At 57.3% G+C, this 18,729-nt stretch carries 15 protein-coding genes; 7 read left to right on the top strand and 8 right to left on the bottom strand.

What is annotated here, in order from left to right:
- Positions 1–104: 104 nt before the first annotated feature.
- The 3 genes from DFP90_RS16880 to DFP90_RS16890 all read right to left on the bottom strand — a co-directional run bounded on the left by DFP90_RS16880 (position 105) and on the right by DFP90_RS16890 (position 5,390).
- Positions 105–1,463 (bottom strand): helix-turn-helix domain-containing protein, encoded by a 1,359-nt coding sequence (locus tag DFP90_RS16880; protein ID WP_115937696.1) that lies wholly within the window; start codon positions 1,461–1,463, stop codon positions 105–107.
- A gap of 173 nt (positions 1,464–1,636) precedes the next feature.
- A complete protein-coding gene (gene ptsP / locus DFP90_RS16885) occupies positions 1,637–3,958 on the bottom strand; it encodes a phosphoenolpyruvate--protein phosphotransferase (protein ID WP_245957102.1) in 2,322 nt (773 codons plus the stop codon).
- Positions 3,959–4,169: 211 nt separating this feature from the next.
- Positions 4,170–5,390, bottom strand: coding sequence for an aspartate kinase (locus DFP90_RS16890; protein ID WP_115937697.1), 1,221 nt, complete (start codon positions 5,388–5,390; stop codon positions 4,170–4,172).
- 257 nt (positions 5,391–5,647) lie between these two features.
- On the opposite strand from DFP90_RS16890, the gene ubiG reads away from it, so the two are divergent.
- From ubiG to DFP90_RS16910, 4 genes are all read left to right on the top strand, one after another.
- Positions 5,648–6,427: a bifunctional 2-polyprenyl-6-hydroxyphenol methylase/3-demethylubiquinol 3-O-methyltransferase UbiG gene (ubiG, locus tag DFP90_RS16895; protein WP_425452180.1), complete on the top strand. Its 780-nt coding sequence runs from the start codon at positions 5,648–5,650 to the stop codon at positions 6,425–6,427.
- Between the two features lie 201 nt (positions 6,428–6,628).
- The gene (locus DFP90_RS16900; RefSeq protein WP_115937698.1) at positions 6,629–7,444 is read left to right on the top strand and encodes a substrate-binding periplasmic protein; all 816 of its coding nucleotides are present in this window, start codon (positions 6,629–6,631) and stop codon (positions 7,442–7,444) included.
- A gap of 72 nt (positions 7,445–7,516) precedes the next feature.
- Positions 7,517–9,082: a methyl-accepting chemotaxis protein gene (locus tag DFP90_RS16905; protein WP_181905419.1), complete on the top strand. Its 1,566-nt coding sequence runs from the start codon at positions 7,517–7,519 to the stop codon at positions 9,080–9,082.
- A gap of 48 nt (positions 9,083–9,130) precedes the next feature.
- The gene (locus tag DFP90_RS16910; RefSeq protein WP_218044712.1) at positions 9,131–9,901 is read left to right on the top strand and encodes a substrate-binding periplasmic protein; all 771 of its coding nucleotides are present in this window, start codon (positions 9,131–9,133) and stop codon (positions 9,899–9,901) included.
- Positions 9,902–9,912: 11 nt separating this feature from the next.
- On the opposite strand, the gene DFP90_RS16915 is transcribed toward DFP90_RS16910, so the two are convergent.
- The 5 genes from DFP90_RS16915 to DFP90_RS16935 form a co-directional block, all read right to left on the bottom strand.
- On the bottom strand, positions 9,913–10,905 hold the full coding sequence (locus tag DFP90_RS16915) for a tyrosine recombinase XerC (RefSeq protein WP_245957103.1): 993 nt from the start codon (positions 10,903–10,905) through the stop codon (positions 9,913–9,915).
- Positions 10,902–11,498: an RNA 2',3'-cyclic phosphodiesterase gene (thpR, locus tag DFP90_RS16920; protein WP_115937700.1), complete on the bottom strand. Its 597-nt coding sequence runs from the start codon at positions 11,496–11,498 to the stop codon at positions 10,902–10,904. Before thpR ends, DFP90_RS16915 begins: the two co-directional genes overlap by 4 nt.
- Before the next feature lie 103 nt (positions 11,499–11,601).
- Complete coding sequence (locus tag DFP90_RS16925; protein WP_115937701.1) at positions 11,602–12,657, bottom strand: NADP(H)-dependent aldo-keto reductase; 1,056 nt, start codon at positions 12,655–12,657, stop codon at positions 11,602–11,604.
- 29 nt (positions 12,658–12,686) lie between these two features.
- Positions 12,687–13,820: an FIST signal transduction protein gene (locus DFP90_RS16930; protein ID WP_115937702.1), complete on the bottom strand. Its 1,134-nt coding sequence runs from the start codon at positions 13,818–13,820 to the stop codon at positions 12,687–12,689.
- Positions 13,821–13,823: 3 nt separating this feature from the next.
- Positions 13,824–14,489, bottom strand: a complete 666-nt coding sequence (locus DFP90_RS16935; RefSeq protein WP_115937703.1) for an arylesterase — start codon at positions 14,487–14,489, stop codon at positions 13,824–13,826.
- Between the two features lie 75 nt (positions 14,490–14,564).
- Here DFP90_RS16935 and DFP90_RS16940 point away from each other — a divergent pair, with 75 nt between their 5' ends.
- The 3 genes from DFP90_RS16940 to DFP90_RS16950 all read left to right on the top strand — a co-directional run bounded on the left by DFP90_RS16940 (position 14,565) and on the right by DFP90_RS16950 (position 18,692).
- Entirely contained in the window at positions 14,565–15,302 is a 738-nt protein-coding gene (locus DFP90_RS16940) for an ABC transporter ATP-binding protein (RefSeq protein WP_115937792.1), read from the top strand.
- A 13-nt stretch (positions 15,303–15,315) separates the two neighbouring features.
- Positions 15,316–17,838, top strand: coding sequence for an ABC transporter permease (locus tag DFP90_RS16945; protein WP_181905420.1), 2,523 nt, complete (start codon positions 15,316–15,318; stop codon positions 17,836–17,838).
- Positions 17,839–17,954: 116 nt separating this feature from the next.
- On the top strand, positions 17,955–18,692 hold the full coding sequence (locus tag DFP90_RS16950; protein ID WP_115937705.1) for a Bax inhibitor-1/YccA family protein: 738 nt from the start codon (positions 17,955–17,957) through the stop codon (positions 18,690–18,692).
- The last annotated feature ends 37 nt before the right edge of the window (positions 18,693–18,729 follow it).

Consider the following 18,729-nt stretch of genomic DNA (forward strand, 5'->3'; position numbering starts at 1 on the left):
CGCGGGGAGAAAATGCGCTCAAAGCCCTGAAAATTCAAGCCTGCAGCGTCTACTTCGGATGAAACTTGCGTGAATTTTCCCCGTTACGGTAAATCGGGCGACTGTCAGGGCGTGGTCAGGCTGTCGGGATCCAGGGATACATCGCGCACAACCGCACCAACCTCACCGATCGGTGCGACCGGTTTTCCATCCACGGCAATTTCCAGCGCACCGGCATTTCCGGTGATCAGGGTGATACCAGGTTTGTTGGGAACCTTGTACCTATCGCCGCTGTTTAAAAGGCGGGTGAGAAGCAGGTCTCCGGAGGCGGAAGAGATTTCCACCCAGGCGGTGGATTTGGCGGTGATGATGACACGCGCACCGTCATTTTCTTCGCCATAGATTTTTGGTTCAACGGTGGCCGTGGGCAGGTTCGCAGAAGGCACGGCTGCCACAGCACGCTCCTCGGCGGGCTGTTCGGTCCTGTTTTCTTCTGCGGCATCGACATTACCTTCTTCCACGGTTTCAGCTGCTGCTTCATCAGCGCTGGCGACTGTGTCAGCAGGGGTGTCCGGCGCGGTTTCTGTGACGGTTTCTGCCACTTCCTGAGCGGTTTGGGCGGCGGCGTCCTGACCGTCTGGGGCTGAAGTCGTTTCTGCAGCCATTTCCTCATTGGCTGGAGACGGGTCGGACGGCTCAGCGGTCTCGGTCGCCATCATTTGTCCCGCTTCCTCGACGGATGTTTCTTCCGCCGGTTCATTGCTGGCAGGTGCGGTCTCGACCGGGGTTAGGTTGTTTTCAGTGACTGTCGGCTGCGAGGCTTCCACTGCCGGGCTGGCATCGGAACTTGCCGTGTCGCTGTCGGGGTCCTGATCCTGGTCCTGGCCGGCAGGAGCTTGCGCGGTTGAATTCTCAGGGACAGATTCCTCCGGGGCGGTGCTGGCGCCCTCAACTTGTGCCGGTTCAGTTTGCTCTGCCGTTTCCTCCGATTTGGCGCCGGTCATGCTATCAATCACATGGGCAATCTGGGGCGGCAGGTCCGGCACCAGATCGGCGACGGATTTATCCTGGGTATTCAGATAATACCAGAGACCGTAGAACACGCCGAATAACAATAGCCCCATGAAGACAAGGGCGCCGCCGGGTACGCTTTTGGCCGGCAGGGGTTCCGGGAAGTTAAGCTCAGTGAGTTTTTCAATCTCTTCCGCTTCTACCTTGAACTGGTCCACAAGAATTTTGGTGTCCAGGTCAAGATGGCTGGCATAGGTTCGGACAAAGCCGAGGGCGTAGGCGGTGCCGGGAAGGTCGTTTGGCCGGTTTTCCTCGATGGCGCGTAGATACTCCAGCCGGATTCTTAAAAGATCGGCAACCTGATCAAGCTCTTCATCTCGGGCAACCCTGGCCTCGCGCAATATATCGCCAACACGTTTCTTATTTTCCAATTCTGGCGCTTGCGCGGAATCAGCTTGATTGATTGGAGTCATGGTACGACCTGCCACCGCCTAAGCGGCGATCCCCGTTTACTTGTGTTTTTTTCATCCCTCTGGCGAGTATGCCGCGTGGAACGGACCCGCTTTGGGGCATTATGGGCAAGTGTTGAAAAAATGCAAAGCCTTAACCGAAGGCCGGGCAAAAAAACCAAATCTGATTCAATTCCTTACAGGAATATCTTGTGATCTTTGGCGAATGCGATCAGCAGGCTTCTCAAACTGTGGGCGGGGCTGTCCAGATTGACGGCCAGGAAGGCTTCCAGCGCTTTGGCATCAAGGGTCCGAACCATGCTGCGGACCGGGCCGATGGAGCGTGGTGACATGGATAGCTGCCGAATTCCGACACCGATCAGGGCCATGGCATGAAGCGGATCGCCGGCAATTTCACCGCATACGCTCAACGACACCCCTTTCTCGCGGCATTTGTCCGCAATCAACCGGATCAATGACAGGAATGCGGGTGAAAGGGCTTCATAGCGTTTGTCCAGGCGCGGGTTGCCGCGGTCGCTGGCAAAGAAAAACTGCAGCAGGTCGTTGGAGCCGATTGAAATAAAATCCACATGCGGCAGCATTGCATCCATCTGGAAGGCAAGCGACGGCACTTCAAACATGATGCCGACCGACAAATCGGAGGGCAGCGACAGCCCTCTGTCCTTGGCCCGGTCCAGCTCCTTGTTCAACGCCTTCTTGGCGTTCAGCAGTTCCTGCACATCGGAGATCATCGGGAACATGATGGCTAATGGCTGACCATTGGCCGCATGGATCATGGCGCGCAGCTGCTGGCGCAGCATGGCCGGCCGGTCGAGGGCCACCCGTATCGCCCGCCAACCCATGGCCGGGTTTTCTTCCGCCTGATCCTGGAAATAGGGCAGCACTTTGTCGCCGCCGATATCCAATGTCCGGAAAACAACCGGCTTTCCCTCGGCCTGTTCGTAGACACGGGCATAGAGATCCGCCTGGACTTTCACATCGGGATATTCGGACCGGACCATGAACGGGACTTCGGTCCGGTACAGGCCGACCCCGCAGGCGCCGGTTTCATGTAAATGTGGCATGTCGATCAGCAGGCCGGCATTCATATTCAAAGTGATATTGGCCCCGTCACAGGTGACGGAGGGCAAATCACGATCCCGGGCATAGGCCGCCAGGCGCTGTTCATGCAGCTCCATGGATGTGGCAAAGACCCGGCGGAATTCCTCGCCCGGACGGACGAAGCAAACCGCGTTATTGCCATCGACAATGATCCGGTCATGGGGTTCGATCCGGCTCAGGATCCGGCTGACCCGACCGACAATCGGAATGTCGAGCGCGCGCGCGACAATGGCCACATGAGCCGTGGAAGAGCCTTCCTCCAGCACCACGCCGCGCAACCGCTCCCGGTCGTAATCCAGCAGTTCCGCAGGACCCATGCTGCGTGCGATCACGATCATGTCTTTTGGCAGGTCGGCCTGGGTCGGGCCGGACTGGCCGTTCCCATTTGCATTGCTTTCCTGGAGATGCTGCAACAGACGAAAGGCGAGATCTTCCAAATCCAGGAGGCGCTCGCGCAGATAGTTATCCTGCACCTTTGCCATGCGGGCGCGGGTTTCGTTCTGGACACGCACAACCGCCCCCTCGGCGGTCAGGCCGGTGCCTATGGCGTCCCGGATGCGCTGGATCCAGCCGCGATCCTCCGCGATCATGCGGTAGGTTTTCAGAATATCCACATGGTCACCGCCGCCGGCGTCATCCACGGTTTTAACCATATGGTCCAGCTTGGTATGCATGGCGGCCAGCGCGTAATCCAGGCGGCGCTGTTCATGGGCCTCATCCTCGGCCACCATCTTGCCGATCGGCACAAGGGGGCGATGCAGCACGGCGCGGCCCATGGCAAGCCCGCTGCTCAATTGGACACCATCAATACGAAGCGGCTTCAGGGCAAGGCCGTCGACCGGGGCCTGTTCACGGCGACGCACCACACCGCCCGCGGCGATGACTTCGGCCACTACCATCCCGACGGTTTCCATCAATTCGACGGTTTCGTCGGAATATTCGCTTTCCTCTCGGTTCTGGACAACCAGAACCCCCATGACGCGGCCGCCGCGCAGGATCGGCACCCCCATCAGGGAATGGAAGCTTTCCTCACCCGTTTCGGGGCGATAGGCGAAATGTGGGTGGCTTTGGGCGTCGGCCAGGGCAAAGGGCCTGGCATAGGCGGCAATATCACCGACGATCCCCTCGCCGATGCGCAGCCTGGTCTGATGCACGGATTCCGATTTCAAACCTTCAGTGGCGAACAGTTCCAGGACATCCCCCGCCCGGCGCACATAGAGTGAGCAGACATCGGCATGCATTTCCTGCGCGATGATTTTCACCAGCCGGTCAAGGCGTTCCTGGGCGCCCTCTCCGGTGGCCATGATATCTCGAAGACGCCGCAGCAGCTGCCTGGACCCGCCACGGGCCTTGTCTTCCTTCATGGTCGGAGAGTTTGTATCTTTATGTTCCAACATGCCCCCAAGCATTGTCCCGGTTTGGGTTGCACCCGTTACCTGCGCCAATGACGCCCCGGAAGCAAAGATTCCGGGAATCAAAAAACCATGCGGGCTGCCCAATCCGCGATGAAGCAGCCCGACATGTTCTTTTGTAGCGCGAATCGCGCCACAGCGTCCATCAGATAACTATTATGTTATCCGGGCCTGATGATCCAGACCTATGAGAGAATTATTCCGCGTCCAGCCCGTATGCCGTGTGCAGGGCGCGCAAAGCCAGTTCGGTATATTCCTCAGCCACCAGAGTGGAGATCTTGATCTCGGAGGTGGAGATCACCTGGATATTGATGCCTTTTTCAGCCAGGGTCTTGAACATGGTTTGGGCAACACCGGCATGGGACCGCATGCCAACACCGATCACCGAAACCTTGACCACATCGGAATCCGCCAGCAGATCATCATATTCGATCTCGTGGTGATTATCTTCGAGGACCTTGACCGCGCGCTCCACGTCGGTTTTGCCAACGGTGAAGGTCAGGTCGGTTTTCTTGCCGTCGGCGGAAACCGACTGGACAATCATGTCGACATTGACGCTGGCATCGGCCAGGGGGCCAAAGATATGGGCGGCGACACCCGGTTTGTCGGCGACATTGACCAGGGTGATTTTGGCTTCATCGCGGCTATAGGCGATGCCGGTGACGATTTGTTCTTCCACGATTTCATCCTCTGCAACTACCAGGGTGCCGGGCAGGTCCTCGAAACTGGATAATACCTGCATGCGAACCCCATGGTTCATGGCCATCTCAACGCTGCGGGTCTGCAGGACTTTCGCCCCCTGCGACGCCAGTTCCAGCATCTCTTCATGGCTGATTTTTTCGATCTTGCGGGCTTTGGTCACGATCCGGGGGTCGGTGGTATAGACCCCGTCCACATCGGTATAGATGTCGCACCGGTCGGCTTTGACGGCGGCGGCCAGAGCAACCGCAGTGGTGTCTGAACCACCCCGGCCCAGGGTCGCGATGCGGTTCAGCGGGCTGATGCCCTGGAACCCGGCGATCACGGCAACCTGGCCTTCGCCAAACCGCTCGATCATTTCCGAGCCGTCGATGGCGGTGATACGGGCCTTGCCATGCACGTCATCGGTATGGATTTTGATCTGCCAACCCAGCCAGGACCGTGCATTCACACCCATTTCCTGCAGCCGCAGTGCCATCAGGCCGGCGGTCACCTGCTCGCCAGAGGCGACGATGGAGTCATATTCACGGGTATCATAGATCTTGGAGGTCTGGTCCACATAGGAAACCAGCTGGTTTGTGACACCGGCCATGGCAGAGACGACAACCGCCACCTCATTCCCGGCGTCCACTTCCCGTTTGACCCGTTTCGCGGCATTGGCGATCCGGTCCAGATCGGCGACGGAAGTGCCGCCGAATTTCATAACAATGCGCGCCATAGCGTCTCTTCGGCCTCATATAAAATTAAGCGTTCGCGCAACCCGACCAGCAGGTGCGACCAAAAGGTCTCATTCAAGCTCTATTGGAGGGCTTGCCCTGCCGGGGCCGCGTATCCATACTCTGTGTGGCGGTTTGGTTCAAGCGCGGACGGCAATATATTCAGGCAGGCCGTGATCTTTTTGGACCCGATCCGTCGTAACTGGCATAAGTTTCCTTCGCCAAATTTTGAATATCAGTAATTTTGGGAATCCTGAGGATGGGCAAATCGAGCGCCATGGACAAAGAGCATCTCAACCCCCTGGGCCACACGGTTGATGATGCGGAAATCGCCAAATTCGCGGCCATGGCCGAGGAATGGTGGGATCCTGATGGTAAGTTCAAGCCGCTGCATAAGTTCAATCCGGTCCGCATCGGCTATATCCGCGATCATCTTTGCGCCCGTTTCGGCCGTGACCCGCACGCTGCCAATCCGCTGAAAGATTTGCGTATTCTCGATATCGGCAGTGGCGGCGGCCTGTTGTGCGAGCCGATGAAGCGGCTGGGCGCGGACATCATCGGGGTCGATGCCACGGAAAAATCGGTTCATGTGGCACGCGCCCATGCGGAATCCGTCGGCTTGGATATCGATTATCGCTTTGCCACCGCCGAACAGTTGCTGGCCGATGGCGAACAATTTGATGCGGTGCTGAATATGGAAGTGGTCGAACATGTGGCGGATGTTCAATCCTTTGTCAGCGTTTCAGCCGACCTGGTGCGGCCCGGCGGGGCCATGTTCATGGCGACCCTCAACCGCACGGCACGCTCCTACATGTTTGCCATTGTCGGTGCGGAATATGTGATGCGCTGGCTGCCCAAAGGCACCCATGACTGGAAAAAATTCCTGAAACCATCCGAGCTGGCAGCCCATCTGCGTCCGACCGGTATGGAAATCCGGGATTTGCAGGGCGTGGTCTTTAATCCGCTCAAAGACACGTGGTCGCTGAACCCCAATGATCTGGCGGTGAATTACCTGCTATACGCGGAAAAAGAAGGTTAAGGTCGGGAACCCGCTGGGGCGTTAACCCCCCATTAAACAAAAGATACAATACTACTGGGCAGGCCCGGCTGACAGGCTTGCCTGTTTTTTCTAGTCGCTGGACCTTGAGGCACCGGATGCTTGTTCGGGCTGATGATCGGCCCACGCGACATAACATGACCGGCTCCGGTGTGGACTTGAATTTTTCAAGGAGCATAGACAATGCGCACCCCAAGCCGACGCCGTTCCCCCCGTGTCCGGGCCGCAACTGCTGAGAAATTGACAATGATCCAATGGGGCACCGGTTTGCTCGCAACCCTGATGGTCCTGGCCCTGATGGGGCTGGGCAATGCCCATGCTGAAACGATCAAGCTGGTGACCGGGGATGAATATCCGCCCTACACGGACAAAAAACTGGAAGGTGGCGGGGCTGCGGTGGTGATCACGGAAATGGCCCTGAAGGAAAGCGGTATGGACAGCACCCTGTCCTGGGCACCGTGGAGCCGGGCCATGAAGGATGTGGGGGCTGGCAAACAGGATGCCTCTTTCCCCTGGGGCAAGACCCCGGAGCGGGAGGCGGATTTCCTGTTTTCGCGCAATGTCTATTCCTCGGATCCAAGTTACGGTTATGTCTTAGCCGGAAGCCCGACGATCAATTCGCCCGACGATATGAAAGGCAAGACTGTTTGTCTGCCGGCCGGCTATGGTGAATTCGGCCATGTTGGCACATTGATCGCCAGCGGGGATTTGAAACGCCGTGATCCCAAGGATATGGCGGCCTGTTTCAAGCTGCTGGAACGCGGCCAGGTTGATTTTGTCGATTCCGCGATCGCTGATGCGGAAGGGGCTGCGGCCGAGGCCCTGGGCGATGCCTCCAAGGTGGCCCGCAGCGAGTTCCAGACCTCTGCCGCCGGGCTGCATTTCATTGTCGCAAGATCACACGCGAATGCTCAGGCGCTGGTGGATGCTTTTGATGCCGGTTTCGACAAATTGATGGCGGCAGGAAAAATCGAAGAAGTCCTGGGCCGCTATCAATAATCTTCCCCTTGTGACACGGGAATGGCTTGGCCGTTCCCGTGTTTCATTTTCTCGGATTTCGAAGAGGGTGCCATGTTGCTGTCGAAAATCAGTCTGAAAGTCAGGGTCCTGTTGCTGGTGGCAGCATTGGTGATCATCCTGTTGGCCATCTCCGGCTTCATCGAGGGAACCCGAATTGCCGGGCAGCAGCAAAACCAGCTGGTCACCAGCACGCGGCTCTTGGTGGAGCTACAGGCAAAAGCCATGGCCAGCCCGCTCTGGAATGCTGATGATGAAGAGGTTGAGAATCTGCTGCTGGAGCTTGGCCGGGAAGAAAGCTTCGCCCAGGGTGAAATCTTTGATACCGACGGTTCGCAGATGTTCATCTTCACCAAGACTGATATCTCAACGGTTAACACCCTGCAGATCGAGCAGCCGCTTTTTATTGTCGAGGATGAAGAACGCACCGATCTGGGCAAGATGGTTGTTCATATTAGCCTTGAGGCGGTGGAGGCGTCCAAGCGTGAGCTTTTGCTGCGCCAGATCATCACTGCGCTTGTTTTGATGGGGGGGGTCATGGCTGCGGTGTTCTTTTCCCTGCGGATGTTGACCGGGCCATTGGGTGATCTAGTAAAGGTGATGGAGGGGCTTTCCTCGGGCCAGACGGATCTCGAGGTGCCTTGGCAACAGCGCAACGACGAGATCGGTACCATGGCCCGCTCGCTTGAGGTCTTCAAAGCCAATGCCGCCAATGTTGATCGCCTGCGGCATGAGCGTGAAGCAACGGAAAAACGGAACCAGGCCGAAAAACGCGAAGCCATGGAAACCCTGGCTCGGCATTTCGAGGATGCTGTCAAAGGGATTGTCGTCCAGGTTCAAAGGGATACCGACGCCCTGTCCGGCAATGTGGGCCAGATGGGCGAGGTGGCAGAAACCAACCGCACGCTCAGTCGCAGGGTGGCCGATGTCACCGAAGAATCGACCCATAACGTAAATACGGTTTCGTCCGCGGCTGAAGAGCTTTCCGCGTCTGTCCGTGAGGTGTCGGGCAGCGTAAACCGCAATTCCGATCTGGTGCAGACCATCAGTGACCGGGCGGACAATACCCGCAAGATCGTCAATACGCTGGAAGAACGCGCGGGGCGCATTGGTGAGATCGTTGAACTGATCAGCGGTATCGCGGATCAGACCAATTTGTTGGCCCTGAACGCCACCATCGAGGCGGCGCGGGCCGGGGATGCGGGCAAGGGCTTTGCGGTTGTGGCCGGGGAAGTGAAGAGCCTGGCCTCGCAAACCGCGCAAGCAACGGAACAGATCACGGAAAATATCGGTGCGGTCCAGAGCATCACCAAGGACACGGTTGTGGCGATCCAGGAGATCAGCAAAGTGGTGGAGGAAGCGGGGCAGATCTCCAAAGCCGTGGCCATCTCCACCGAGCAGCAGGCGGCTGCAACAGCGGAGATCGCACAGAAAGTGACAGAAATTTCCGCCAATACCCACGAAGTGGCGGAAAGCATCCGAGAAGTGGAGGAAAAGGCTAACAGCACCATGGAAGCCGCCGGCCAGGTGACCAGTACGGTCAATGAGGTGAACAGCCAAACGGCCAAACTATCCAGGGAGGTGGATAAATTCCTAAGCGAAATTCGAGAATCCGCTTAAACTGGAAGGCGAGCAAAGATTTTCAGAGGGATAAATAGGATCTGACCGGTGCGTTTTCTGGTAATTGCCAGCTTTCTGTCGCTGATAAGTATTTTGTCTGTGTCCATGGCGCAGGCCCGGGAATTTATTGTGCTAGCCACACCCCAGGCACCTTTTAAATATTTGGAAGAGGGAACGGTTCGCGGCATTGATGCGGATGTCCTGCAACTGGTGATGAAACAACTGGGCTTACATTACAAAATCCGGTTGATCAATTCGGGCAGTCGATTGCTGACGGAGGCCAAAAACGGCAATGCTGACATGCTGTTGCTTTTTTCAAAAAAAGAATCCCGCATGTCCTTTCTGGATTATCCGGACGAGTCTTATATCGACATCACCTGGAGTTTTTTCATCCGGAAAGAGGATCTAGGCAGAATCCGGTTTGAACAGCTCTCGGATCTCAAAGGCCTGCGCGTTGGTGCCACCAGTGAATATGCCTATACCCCGGAATTTTGGGCGGCGGGCCTGAATTTGGACATGGTTTCCAATAACATGCTTCAGATTCGTAAGCTGATTGCGGGCCGGATTGATATTGTGGCGCTGAATACCATCAATCTGCTTTATGATGAGCGCTACAGTGACCGCCTGGAAAAAATTGCGATCTTGCGAAAGCCCTTGACGTCCAAGCCGTATTATAATGTTTTTCCCAAAGCCTCTAGCCATCCGCAGCGTTCATTGCTGCTTGCGAATTATGATGCCATCATTCGATCGCTCCAGGCGGATGGCACCATTGCCAAAATTAAAAGGGAATATCTTGGGACCGTGATCAGCGAGCGATGAGCGGGTTTACGCTAACGCCCGGATCGGGGATGGGCCTTGGCATATTCCATCAGCAATGTGCCGGTGTCGATCTCGGTATAGCGCTGGGTGGTGGTCAGGCTGGCATGGCCCAGCAATTCCTGGATCGCGCGTAAATCCCCGCCGCCCGCCAAAAGATGGGTCGCGAAACTGTGCCGCAGCGCATGGGGGGTGGCGCTGTCGGGAAGGCCCAGTGCATGGCGCAGTTGCTGAACCAGTTTCTGGACCGTGCGCGCATTGAGGCGACCGCCGCGAAGCCCATAGAAAAGCGGATCGTCAGCATCACTGCCGTAGGGGCAGAGATCAAGATAGGCGGTTATGGCTGCTTGCACCGCAGGCAACACTGGAACCAGTCTCTCTTTATTGCCCTTTCCCAACACCCGGACAGTGGCTTGGTCGGCGGCCCAATCCTTTCGGTTCAGATCCAGCGCTTCGGAGATACGCAAGCCGCAGCCATAGAGCAAGGTCAGCACCGCTTCATCCCGCCGGGCAGCCCATTCTTCCGTGGTCCAGCTGCCGGCCAGATCCAGCGTGCGTTCCGCATCTGATGCCGTCAGTGGTTTTGGCACGGCCCGGTCCAGTTTCGGGGTCCGGATGGTGGCAATGGCCGCGTTGCTGGCCAAATCCTGTCGGTCGAGCCAGCGGAAGAAGCTGCGCACGGCGGATAGCGCTCGCGCGGTGGAGGTCTTCGCCATCTCTTGTGCCGCGCGCCGGGCCAGCCAGGCCCGGAAGTCAGCGGTTTTTAAGCTGGCAAGGTCGTTCAGGCCGGCAATGCCGCCCAGATGATGGCTGACGAAATGCAAAAAAGCAGTGAGATCCCTGGCATATCCGTCCAAGGTGTGGTGGCTGTATCTTTTTTCTGCACGGATATGTTCCAGAAAACCCCGATAGGCACGAGCCACATCACCATTGCCACAGGTCGGATCCAGATCCAGGTCCCAGACCGGGGCTTTTGCCCCGGACCGGGAAGATGGCTTTGTCGTCACGCCAGGCTCTCGCTCAGAATGTCATCTCCAGGATCGAGGTCGAAAGGGGGGACATAGCCGCCCATCCCGTAATTAACCTCTGCCGTATAGATCGACCCTTCCGGCGTGAGCCGGCTGGAATAGAGGGTGAAGTGATCGGCGGTGAAGGTGATCTCCTCCGGGTGATGATGAGAGGCGCAATAGCTTTCCGCCACCGCGACCGGCACCGGTTTCATGCGGGCCAGGGTTACATGCGGGGTGAATTTCCGGGTTTCGGGCGGCAGCCCGGCACGGACCAGGGCCGATTCCACTTTCTTTTGCAGATGAAGGAGCCTCTCTGTGCGTTTCGCGCGGGAAAAGATGGTATGCACCCGTTCTTTCTTGGCAAAGAAACCAAGCCCATCAAGGGTCACATCCACCGGATCCATATCGATGTGGCTCAGCGCCATGTCGATATCGTCGGCCAGGCCATGTTCGACCTCTCCGATGAAAAATAAAGTCAAATGCCTGTTCTCCTCGGGAACCCAACGCGCATTGTTCAGGCCATGGCACATGGTCTGCAAAACGTGATGGACATGTTCCGGGATGGGCAGGGCGACGAATAATCTGATCATGGCAACCTCCCTGTTCGGGTTGTTATAATACCGGGGAAGATGATCCCCGATATTCGTTGGAGGGCCTAAGAGTCCCACTAACGCACTAACAAAACCAAGTATATCAGCTTGTGGGGAAGGGTGTCTCCTTATGAATTATGGCAATTGCATGAAGAACCTCTTCCGGCAGGCTAATATTAGCCGAGCCAATACAGGTTTCCAATTGGTCCATCCGGGTTGCGCCAATGATGTTGGAAGTGACAAAAACTTGTTGATTAACAAAGGCTAATGCCATCTGAACCGGATCAAGGCCATATTCATTTGCAAGTGATACATACTTGGCAATTTCACCTTGAACCTTGGCCGACTGGTAGCGCGGAAAATATTCACCAAATAATGCCATGCGCGATCCTTCGGGCATCTGTCCGTTCAGATATTTGCCCGATAACGTGCCCATGGCGAGCGGTGAATAGGCCAGCAGACCGACCTGTTCCCGGCAGGAAACCTCGGCTGCGCCCACTTCGAACTGTCGGAAGAGAAGGTTGTATGGGTCCTGGATCGAGGCGATTCGCGGCAATCCCTTCGAGTCGGCCAGGGCCAGATAGCGCATCATGCCCCAGGGCGTTTCGTTGGAAACTCCCACATGGCGTACCTTCCCGGCCTTGACCAATTCATCCAGGGCGGACAGTGTCTCTTCGATTTCAATGGCGTCATCGTCCGGGTTATGGACATAGCCCAACTGTCCGAAGAAATTGGTTGAACGGTCCGGCCAATGGACCTGATAGAGATCGATATAGTCGGTTTTCAAGCGCTTGAGGCTGTTGTCGCAGGCCTCAAGGATGCTCTGGCGGTCGAGCCTGGTTTCGCCGTCATGAAGGTGTGGCCTGGCATAGGGAAAACGCTGGGCGCGGCCGGAAACCTTGCTGGCCAGGATCACATCCTGGCGGCGGCCGGTCTTTTGAAACCAGCTGCCGATGATTTCCTCGGTCCGGCCATAGGTCGCCTCACGCGGGGGCACGGCATACATTTCGGCGGTATCAACAAAGTTTACTCCATGTTCCAGCGCGTAATCCAGCTGGGCATGGCCGTCGGCCTCGCTGTTTTGTTCCCCCCAGGTCATGGTGCCCAGACAGATCAGGCTGACATCCAGGTCTGTCCGTCCCAAACGGCGATATTCCATATTTTCCACCCTTCTTTCAGAAATCCCGGCTACAGGAAAAGCGTCAGTATCCCCGTATAGCCATAGAGTTTGTCCCGGCTTATCTCGCCATTGGCAAAAAAACCGGTCAGGGGGAAATCCCCCAATGTTTCTCGGATCATTTCCAGTTCAACGGCCTTTGGGCCGAATTGATTCGGGCCGCGCCCGGCGCAGTTGACATAGATGCCGCCGCGTATGGTTTGTCCGTCCCGCCTGCGATCCAGATCATCCAGCATGCGCTGCATGTCCTGGACTGCGCTGTCGTGATCGCGTCTGCAGAACATCAGCATTTCACCGGGTTGGATCACGGAATCGATGGCAAACACCGCATTGCCTGTATCGATGCCGACCAGATTGCGCACCATATAGTCCGCCTGATCCCCATCCAGCAGCGGCAGGGCGGCATAGATATAACCCTCCACCCGGCGCAGATCCCGCGCCAGGATTTCGCCGATATCTTCCTTGAACACCTCAAGCGCCGGCCTGCCATCCAGGCTGATGACCACATTGTCGGTAGCGTCGGTCACCTGATGCATGCCCCCGATCGGCGAACAGCCCTGTGTCTGACTGGTGATGGCGGGGACCACCCGGTTGGACAACATGACCCCGCTTAGCCCCTGACCGTCCGGCTGTCCGGCCAGCTGGGTGCCGGGCCCCATGGCCGCGCTCAGCCCTCCGACCAGGAACCCCCCGGTTTCCAGGGCCAGGTCTTCCAGCAGGCCCTGCAGGACCTGGTTTGATGGGTCGCCATGGGTCAGGATCAGCGGCACATCGACATTCTTAAGCCAGGGGAGGGCATTGCCGACGGTCGGATCAGTGTCTTCATGGATGCCGTTCAGCAAATGGAAAGCCCCTTCCGGCACTGGCAGGGCCATAACTGAAATCGAAGGACAGCCTAGATACTCGCCTTCTGTCCCGATCACACCTTGTCCGATTGTTCCGACCCAATGAGGGATGCCGGTCGTCTGGCGCATGAAAATTTCTATTTCCGGCAGATAGGGCGCGAAATCAGATGAAACATAGAGAATGCCAAGGCGATGCGCTGCGGTCGGAGTACCAAGATTTTGCAGGATTTCCGCAGCGGCCTGCTGCCATTCTGTGGCTTTGGCTGCGGCTGAAAGAAATGGTGGTGTTTGTTCTCCCAAGGGTTAGCCCTCCGCGCCGGTATCAGTCAGCGCTTCTTCGACGAAGGGCAGGATCCGGTCAACAATAATGGCAATGCCTTCACCGGTGGGGTGGATGCCATCCTGCTGGTTAAGCGTCGGATCGGCGGCAACCCCATCCAGGAAGAACGGGTAAAAATGGACCCCGTGTTTTTCGGCAAGTGCGGGGAAGATGGCGTCAAACTGTTGAACATAGTCCCGACCCAGATTAGGCAGCGCTTTCATACCGGTCAGCAAAACGGTGGCCCCGGTCGCCTTGGACCGGAGGATCAATTGATCCAGATTTTGTCGGGTCAGGTCCGGTGAGAGGGCGCGAAGCCCGTCATTGGCCCCAAGTTCAATAATAATCAGATCCGGATTTTCCGATAGCAGCCAGTCCAAACGGGATAGGCCGCCTGTGGTGGTGTCGCCGGACAGCCCGCCATTGATTACGCGAACTTTTTGTCCCTTGCCCACCAGTGCCTTTTCCAGCTGAGCGGGGAAACTTTCTTCCTCGGCCAGGCCAAAGCCGGCTGTCAGGCTGTCCCCCAGTGCCAAGATAACTTTCTCATTGGCCAGTGAACCATTTGCGGTGAGAAAGAGAATAAGAAAGAGGGACGCGGTGAATTGAACCGGTCGAAACGCTGAGAGGCCATTGAAAAGCTTGATCATCGCGCCATATCCTAATGCGAGCCGCCCTGCCGTTGCCGGGGGCTCTTGTTCAATTTCTGGCTGTTGGAGTGCCATATGAAAGCCACTGATGTTGCCGTTGACAGGGATGATCGACCGTTGGTGCATCTCGAGCATGTCGATTTAACATTGGGGTCGGCATCCGGTGACGTCAACATCCTCAAGGGAATTTCTTTTTCCATTCAGGCCGGTGAAACGGTTAGCGTGGTCGGGCCCAGCGGGTCGGGAAAAACGTCGATGCTGATGCTGATTGCAGGGCTGGAATCCGCCAGCGCTGGCCAGTTGGAAGTGTGTGGCCTGGATCTGCGCGCCCAAAGCGAAGACCGGTTGGCCCTGTTCCGGCGCGATCATGTGGGCATTGTTTTCCAGGGATTTCACCTGATCCCCACCATGACGGCGTTGGAAAATGTCGCGATCCCGATGGAACTGTCCGGCCGGTCTGATGCGTTTGAACAGGCGGCGGATAGCTTGCGATCCGTTGGCCTGGGGCACAGGATGGATCACTATCCGGGGCAGTTGTCTGGCGGCGAACAACAGCGTGTCGCCCTGGCCAGGGCTTTTGCAATCAAGCCGAAACTGCTGTTGGCGGATGAACCGACGGGCAACCTGGACGGTGCCACCGGCCAACAGATCATCGATCTGATGTTCAAGCTTTCCGATGATCTGGGAACAACCCTTCTGTTGATTACCCATGATCCTGCCCTGGCCGAGCGATGCGGGCGGATTGTGCGCATGGCTGATGGTTGTTTGGAAGAAGTGGAACGCGACCGGATGCTGGCCGGCACGGCAGACTGAGGGGCGTGTTGTCATGATCAAGCTGGCCTTCAAACTGGCGATGCGCGAGATGCGCGGTGGCCTGAAAGGGTTCCGGGTTTTCCTGGCCTGTCTGGCGCTGGGTGTTGCGGTGGTGGCCAGTGTTGGAGCTGTCTCCCAGGCCATTGAACAGGGATTGCGGGCGAATGCGCGCCTGCTGCTGGGCGGGGAGGTCTCCCTGCGCCTGACCCATAAACCGGCCGAACCGGACCAGGTTGCCTGGCTGAAGGAGAATAGTGACGGCATGTCGGCCATTGCTATTCTGCGCGCCATGGCGGTGCGCCCCGATGGGGCGGACCGGCGCCTGGTCGAGGTCAAGGCCGTGGATGGGACCTATCCGATATTCGGCGGGTTCGAACTTGCAAGCGGTGCGGCCCTTCATGATGTGCTGGTGCGGGAAGATGGGTATTGGAACGCGGTGGTGGCGTCCAACCTGCTGGAACGGCTCAATTTGCAGGTCAGGGATTACTTCCGTTTGGGACAGGCGACCCTGCGCATTGCTGATGTGATCGCCGTCGAGCCGGACCGAAGCACCCAGGCCTTTGAACTGGGGCCGCGCGTCGTGGTTCCGCAGGCGGCCTTGCCGGAAACCGAGCTGATCCAACCTGGCAGCCTGGTTCGATTTTATTACCGTCTTGATATACCGGCAGATGAATCCGCGGCCGTCTGGGAAGAAAGGCTGAAGACGCAGTTTCCCGATGCTGGCTGGCGGATCCGAAATCTTGAAAATGCCGCGCCCAATATCCAGCGCTTCGTCGACCGGGTGCAGATCTTCCTGACCCTGATTGGCTTGACGGCCCTTTTGGTGGGCGGAGTCGGGGTCGGCAATGCGGCGCAGGCCTATCTCGCCACCCGTAACGGCACCATTGCCACGTTAAAATGCCTGGGTGCGCCGTCACGCTTGATTTTCGGTACCTATCTTAGCCAACTGATGGTGCTGGGAACCCTGGGCTCTCTGGGCGGTGCCTTGATCGGGGCGGTGATGCCGACCATTTTGGCGCCGATTCTGGCGGATAAACTGCCGGTGACGGCGGAAACCGGTTTTTACCCGATGCCGCTGTTATTGGCCTTGGGCTTCGGGATTGGCACGACATTGGTTTTCAGTCTCTGGCCATTGGCCCGGGCGCGCATGGTGCCGGCAGCCTCGCTCTTTCACGATGCCATCAGCGGTCAGCGTTTCCGGTCGGGCCGGCGATTGATCCTGATCACGACGGTCTTGGGAGTGCTGATGGCGGGCATTGCCATTGCCACCTCTAAGGATCCCAGGCTGGCCGCGATTTTTGTGGTCTGCGCCACAGCGACCTTGCTGTTATTCCGGGGCACGGCCTGGGCGGTGATCCGGCTGACCAGGAAGATGCCGCATCCGCGTTCGGCCCGGCTCCGGCTGGCGCTGGCCAATCTGCACCGACCCGGCAGTCCGACCAGTTCGGTTGTCCTCTCCCTGGGGCTGGGGCTGACGGTTTTGTCCGCAGTTAGCCTGATTGAAGCGAATTTGAACCGGGAGGTTCGGGTGACTCTGAGCGGTGAGGCGCCGTCTTTCTATTTCATTGATATCCAGCCGCATCAGATTGCCGATTTCCGATCAGAGCTTTCCGCCTTTCCCACTGTGAGTGAAACCGGTGACACGCCGATGCTGCGCGGTCGGATTACGGCCCTGAAAGGGGTGCCGTCGGACCAGATCACGCCGCCAGCTGATTTTGCCTGGGTGCTGCGTGGGGACCGGGGCATGACCTGGGCCAGGACACCGCCGAAAGAGGGCAGTGAGGTGGTTGAGGGCGATTGGTGGCCGGCTGATTATTCCGGCAAGCCGCTGGTTTCCTTTGATGTGCATGCGGGCAAGGCGTTCGGGCTTGCGATCGGGGATAAGGTAACGGTCAATATCCTGGGCCGGGAGGTGGAAACCACCATTGCCAATTTCCGGGAGATTGACTGGCAGGGGCTGGGTCTGAATTTCGTGATGATCTTCTCGCCGGGGCTGCTGGAAAGCGCGCCGCAAATGTATATCGCAACTGTCCATCTGGATGCGGAAAAGGAAACCGCGCTGGAGCGTGCGGTGGTTGATAAATTCCCCAACATATCCAGCATCCGGGTCAAGGAGATCCTGGCCGAAGTGGCCAAGATCATCGAAAGCCTGGGTATGGCGGTGCGCACCATTGCCATGGTGGCGATCCTGACCGGGGTTTTGGTCTTGGCGGGTGCGATTGCAGCTGGGCATTACCGCCGGATTTATGATTCCGTGGTTCTGAAGGTTCTTGGCGCGACCCGGCGCGATGTGATGGCGGCATACATGATCGAATATGCACTTTTGGGTGTGATCACCGCTATTATTGCAGGATTTATAGGCACATTGGCGGGGTATGGCGTGATCCGGTTCGTGATGGATACCAGCTGGGAATTTGACGCGATGGCGTTGATGATGACTTTGGTGGCTGCCCTGATCTTGACCGTGGGAATTGGCGGTTTCGGGGCCTGGAATGCGTTGGGCCGGAAAGCGGCGCCCTTCCTGCGCAACGACTGATGAATTCATACGAAAAATATTGAATTCAATTTGGATCATCCCCATATTAAACACAGTAATTGCCGCGCTGGATTTGTCCGGCGCAATTGAAATTGCATCAAGGGGTTAGAAGAAAGATGGAAATGAATCGACACCAGTCGACCGTGATGGACCGCAGCGGCGCGCGTGCCGATATTGATGCGGGCCTCCGGTCATATATGCTCAAAGTCTATAACTATATGGCTCTGGGCGTGGCCTTCACCGGCCTGATCGTTCTGTTTATGTCCACCAATCAGGAGCTGATGTACACATTGGCCGTTGGACCGGCGAAATGGGTGCTTCTTATCGCTCTTCTCGGTATGGGCTGGTTCTCGCCGAAGATTATCAGCATGCGTTCCAGTGCCATGGCGCAGGGCTATTATTGGCTCTATTGTGCGCTTTGGGGCGTGATGATCTCTCCGATGGTGGCCTTTTATCTGGGTAAAGATCCGATGCTGGTTGGCCGGGCCTTCTTTATCACAGCAGGCATGTTCGCAGGCATGAGCCTGATCGGTTACACCACGAAAAAAGACCTGAGCGGTTTTGGCCGCTTTGCGATGATGGCTTGTATCGGCCTGATCCTGGCGTCTCTGGCGAATGTTTTCTTCTTCCAGGATGTTGGCATGAGCCTGGTTATCTCCTGTGGCATGGTTCTGCTGTTTGCCGGCATCACCGCCTGGGAGACCCAAGAAATCAAAAATAACTATTTCATGGCCGGTTCCAGTGAAGCGGCTGGCCGGTTCGCCATCTTCGGCGCATTGCAGCTCTACGGCAGCTTCGTGGTCATGTTCGTCCACCTGCTGAACATCCTCGGGATCATGAACGGCGACGATTAATCCGTTCCCTGAGTGACCGAATGAAGAAACGCCCGGC

The organism is Aestuariispira insulae (assembly GCF_003385955.1).
Taxonomy (GTDB): domain Bacteria; phylum Pseudomonadota; class Alphaproteobacteria; order UBA8366; family Aestuariispiraceae; genus Aestuariispira; species Aestuariispira insulae.

Coding starts and splice junctions, on each gene's coding strand:
- DFP90_RS16890 (WP_115937697.1), bottom strand. CDS start 5,390: ATGGCGCGCATTGTTATGAAATTCGGCGGCACTTCCGTCGCCGATCTG.
- DFP90_RS16880 (WP_115937696.1), bottom strand. CDS start 1,463: ATGACTCCAATCAATCAAGCTGATTCCGCGCAAGCGCCAGAATTGGAA.
- thpR (WP_115937700.1), bottom strand. CDS start 11,498: ATGATCAGATTATTCGTCGCCCTGCCCATCCCGGAACATGTCCATCAC.
- DFP90_RS16950 (WP_115937705.1), top strand. CDS start 17,955: ATGGAAATGAATCGACACCAGTCGACCGTGATGGACCGCAGCGGCGCG.
- DFP90_RS16945 (WP_181905420.1), top strand. CDS start 15,316: ATGATCAAGCTGGCCTTCAAACTGGCGATGCGCGAGATGCGCGGTGGC.
- ptsP (WP_245957102.1), bottom strand. CDS start 3,958: ATGTTGGAACATAAAGATACAAACTCTCCGACCATGAAGGAAGACAAG.
- ubiG (WP_425452180.1), top strand. CDS start 5,648: ATGGGCAAATCGAGCGCCATGGACAAAGAGCATCTCAACCCCCTGGGC.
- DFP90_RS16905 (WP_181905419.1), top strand. CDS start 7,517: ATGTTGCTGTCGAAAATCAGTCTGAAAGTCAGGGTCCTGTTGCTGGTG.
- DFP90_RS16900 (WP_115937698.1), top strand. CDS start 6,629: ATGCGCACCCCAAGCCGACGCCGTTCCCCCCGTGTCCGGGCCGCAACT.
- DFP90_RS16935 (WP_115937703.1), bottom strand. CDS start 14,489: ATGATCAAGCTTTTCAATGGCCTCTCAGCGTTTCGACCGGTTCAATTC.
- DFP90_RS16925 (WP_115937701.1), bottom strand. CDS start 12,657: ATGGAATATCGCCGTTTGGGACGGACAGACCTGGATGTCAGCCTGATC.
- DFP90_RS16940 (WP_115937792.1), top strand. CDS start 14,565: ATGAAAGCCACTGATGTTGCCGTTGACAGGGATGATCGACCGTTGGTG.